Source organism: Frankia sp. AiPs1 (assembly GCF_023716945.1).
Lineage (GTDB): Bacteria > Actinomycetota > Actinomycetes > Frankiales > Frankiaceae > Frankia.
Window position 1 is genome coordinate 1 of the sequence record NZ_JAMQQF010000557.1, and the last position, 3,964, is coordinate 3,964.

Sequence of the window (3,964 nt, forward strand, 5' to 3'; positions counted from 1 at the left end):
GTCGAGGCCCGCGCGGGGTTCGAGACGGCCGCCGCGCTGTACGAGAAGGCCGGGCAGCCGTTCTGGGCCGCCCGCTCGCGCCGCCAGGCCGCCGCCGTCTGAGGGGCGCCGCCGTCTGAGGGACGCCGCGGTCTGAGGATCGCCGCGGCCTGGGGACCGCCGGCTCAGTGGGCCGTCCACTCGCGGCCGAACCAGCGGCGGATCCGGCTCGAACCGAACTCGGACTTGTCCGCCGCGTACAGCGCGGAGGGGTCGTCGAACTGACCGCTCGGGCGTTGTCCACTGCGGAAGGTGACATCGACCCGGGCGACCTGGTCGGCGCCGAACTCGACGTAGCAGATTCCCCGGCCGCTGTAGGTCGAGGAGGCGGCCTGCTCGCGGTGGCGCGCGATGATCTGATCGGCCACGATGGCGGCCTGCCCTTCGGCGAAGACGCCCGCCTTGGGCGTGCCGACACTGGTGACGTCGCCGACCGCGTACACGTTCGGGGCCGAAGTCTCCAGGGTCAGCGGGTTCACCGGGATCCACCCGTCGACGCACATCCCCGACTCCTGCACGACCTGCGGCGCCCGGTGCACGGGGACGCCGAGGAACAGATCGAACGGCAGCTCGTCGCCGTCGGCGAGGACCGCGACCCGGCGCCCCGGGTCCAGCGACCGCACCAGCCGTTCCGGGTGCCAGGCGATGCCCCGCTCGGCGAACGCCGCGAGCAGCGCCGCCGACGCGGCGGGCGAAGGCGGGATGGGCGCACCCAGCGGCATGACCAGCGAGATCTCGCTGGACTCGCGCAGCCCCCGACGGACCAGCAGGTCGTGGACGAGCAGGGCCGTCTCGCTCGGGGCGGGCGGGCACTTGAACGGGGTCGAGGTGACCCCGACGACGACCCGCCCACCGTCGAACCGGTCCAGTACGTCGCGCGTCGCGAACGCCCCGGCCACCGTGTAGAACTCGTGCCCGGCCTCGACCAGGCCCGGCGTCGCCGACGGATGCAGGTCGGCGCCGAGGGCGACGACCATGACGTCGCCCTCGAACAGCCCCGCGTCGGTCTCGACCCGCCGGGCCGTGGGGTCGATGCCGCGGATCGCCGTCCGCACGAACCGCACCCCCGGCCTGACCAGGTCCCGATAGGGATGGTGCACCGCCTCCGCGGTGGTGCGCCCGAACATCACGTCGAGCTTCGAGAAGCCGAACACGAAGCCGTCGGCCTGATCGATCAGGACGACGTCGACGTCGTCGCCGAGCTCCTCGGACAGTCGGGTCGTCAGCTCCAGGCCGCCGAATCCTGCCCCCAGTACCAGTACTCGCACCATGCCCCCGACTGCTGTGTGACTCCGACTGCTCTGTAACTCGACTGCTGTGTGGCTTGACTGCTGTGTGACTCAGGCAGACGGCTGCGGGACGATGCGGATGTAGGGCTTCGGCTCGTTCCAGCTGCCGAAGATCTCCTTGGCCTGGTCGTTGGACACCGAGCCGGCGATGACCACGTCGTCGCCCTGCTTCCAGTTCACGGGGGTGGCGACCTTGTGCTTCGCGGTGAGCTGCAGGGAGTCGATGACCCGCAGGACCTCGTCGAAGTTGCGCCCGGTCGTCATCGGGTAGACCAGCACCAGCTTGATCTTCTTGTCCGGGCCGATGACGAAGACGTTGCGCACGGTCTGGTTGTCCGCGGCCGTCCGGTCCGACGGGTCGCCGCTGACGTCGGCGCCGAGCATGCCGTACGCCTTGGAGATCGCGAAGTCGGCGTCGCCGATCAGCGGGTAGTTGGGCGCGGTGCCCTGGGTCTCCTCGATGTCCTTGGCCCAGGCTTCGTGCAGCTCGATCGGGTCCACCGAGAGGCCGATGATCTTGACGTTGCGGCGGTCGAACTCGGGCTTGATCGATGCGACATAACCGAGCTCGGTCGTGCAGATCGGGGTGAAGTTCTTCGGGTGGGAGAACAGCACCGCCCACGAGTCGCCGATCCACTCGTGGAACTTGATCGGGCCCTCCGTGGTCGCCGCCACGAAGTCGGGCGCGGTGTCACCAATCGTCAGGGACATTACTCACTCCATTCACAGAGGAAGCTCGGCGAGGGATGCCGAGTCGGTGCGTCGTGAAGGACTCTACGGACACGGCGTTCCCTGAACGTTCCCTTGGCGCACAGGCCTCGGCCGATGCTTCGCCAGGTCGTGTCGGTCTCGTCGGGTCGTGCGGGCCTGGTCAGGAGGGTGGCTGGCAGCCGGGGCACCAGAACAGGTTGCGGCCGGCCAGGCGGGTGGTCAGCACCGGGGTGGCGCAGATCAGGCAGGGCTGGCCGGCGCGGCGATAGACGTAGACCTCGCCGCCGTGACCGTCGATGCGAGGCGGGCGGCCCATCGCCTCGGGGGTGTGCTCGGGGCGCACGGTGTCGATCCGGCCCGTGCGCACCCCGTCGGCCATCAGGGTGACCAGGTCGGTCCAGATGGCCGCCCACTGCCCCCGGGTCAGGTCACGGCCGGGCACCAGCGGGTCGACGCCGGCGCGGAACAGCACCTCGGCCCGGTAGATGTTGCCGGGGCCGGCCACCACCGTCTGGTCGAGCAGGAGGACGGCGATCGGGATGCGGCTGCGTTCGATCCGTCGCCAGGCCAGCTCCGGGTCGGCGTCGACGCGCAGCGGGTCGGGGCCGAGCCGGTCGCGCAGCGTCTTCACCCCGCCGGGTTCCAACAGTTCGCAGGCGTTGGGCCCGCGCAGGTCGGCGTAGCCGGTGTCCGCGGTCAGCCGCAGCCGGACGGCGCCGATCGGCGCGGGGGCCGGGAGTGGGCCGACGGTGTATTTGCCGTAGATGCCCAGGTGCACGTGCAGGACCTGATCGTGGTCGAACCGCAGGAGCAGATGCTTGCCGTGCGCTTCGGCGGCGGTAAGCGGCCGCCCGTCCAGCCGGCGCGCGCCCTCGGTGAACCGCCCCTGGGGGCTTGCCACGGACACCGGGCGGCCGGCGAACATTCGCTGGTGAACCGCGGCCAACCTGTGCACAGTGTGACCTTCGGGCATAGTCGAGTGAGCATACTGCCGCGGTTGTCGAGGCGCCGGGCCGATCCGACGCGACCGCAGTGTTTCCGCACCGCGGGAATCGGTATCCCCTACTCCGACGAATGGCGACCGCGGACCTCGGGTGGCCGCCTGGCGTGACCACACGTCGGCCGTGAGGGGACCATGCGAAGACGTTGTCAGGTACGGGTTCGGGCGGGGGAGCACGCTCGCGCATGCCGGCGGCGCGCATGCCGGCGGCGGGCGTGCGGTGGCGGGTGAGCCGGCGATGGCCGGGGTGGGTCGCCGATCGCGCCGGCGCGCTGGACGAGGCGTGCGCGGTAGCGGGTGACCTGCCGCTTGCGGGGGCCGGCCGGACGCTGGAACGCTGGTCGGCGCTGGCGGCACTCGCGGCGGATGACCTGGTGCTCGCGCGGCTCGCCGAGGCGCACGCCGACGCGGTGGCCATCGTCGCCGAGCTCACCGGAGAACCGCTGCCGCCCGGATCCCGCTGGGGGGTCTGGGCTGCGGAGGATCCCGCTGCGGCCCTGACCGCCGCCCCGCTCGACGGGCAAGGCGCGGACTGGCTGCTCGACGGGTCCAAGGCCTGGTGTTCCGGGGCGACGCTGCTGACCCATGCCCTGGTCACCGCCCGCCATGGCCGGAGCCGGCGGCTGCTCGCGGTCGCGTTGGACGCCCCCGGGGTCAGCGTCGCCGGCGACGACTGGGCGGACCCCGGCATGAAGGGCGCCGACACCCGCCGGGTGACCTTCGGGCAGGTGCGCGCCCACGCAGTCGGCGGGCCGGACGACTACCTGCGCCGCCCCGGGTTCTGGATTGGTGGGATCGGCGTCGCGGCCTGCTGGTACGGGGGCGCCACCGCCGTGGCCGCGCCGCTGCGGGAGCGGGTGGCTGGCCAGGGGGGCGACCCGCACGCGGCGGCCCATCTCGGTGCCGTCGACGTCGCCCTCGGTGG

The 3,964-nt window shown here is 72.1% G+C and carries 4 protein-coding genes; 1 reads left to right on the forward strand and 3 read right to left on the reverse strand.

Features of this window, described 5'->3' with window-relative positions:
• Nucleotides 1-164 precede the first annotated feature (164 nt).
• The 3 genes from ND748_RS27225 to ND748_RS27235 form a co-directional block, all read right to left on the reverse strand.
• Nucleotides 165-1,310, reverse strand: coding sequence for an NAD(P)/FAD-dependent oxidoreductase (locus ND748_RS27225; RefSeq protein WP_251749064.1), 1,146 nt, complete (start codon nt 1,308-1,310; stop codon nt 165-167).
• Nucleotides 1,311-1,379: 69 nt separating this feature from the next.
• Nucleotides 1,380-2,039: a peroxiredoxin gene (locus ND748_RS27230; RefSeq protein WP_251749065.1), complete on the reverse strand. Its 660-nt coding sequence runs from the start codon at nt 2,037-2,039 to the stop codon at nt 1,380-1,382.
• A 160-nt stretch (nt 2,040-2,199) separates the two neighbouring features.
• Nucleotides 2,200-3,012: an Fpg/Nei family DNA glycosylase gene (locus ND748_RS27235; protein WP_251749066.1), complete on the reverse strand. Its 813-nt coding sequence runs from the start codon at nt 3,010-3,012 to the stop codon at nt 2,200-2,202.
• 212 nt (nt 3,013-3,224) lie between these two features.
• Between ND748_RS27235 and ND748_RS27240 the strand changes: the two genes are divergently transcribed.
• Nucleotides 3,225-3,964, forward strand: a 740-nt coding sequence (locus ND748_RS27240; RefSeq protein ID WP_251749067.1) for an acyl-CoA dehydrogenase family protein, incomplete at its 3' end; no start/stop codon positions are given.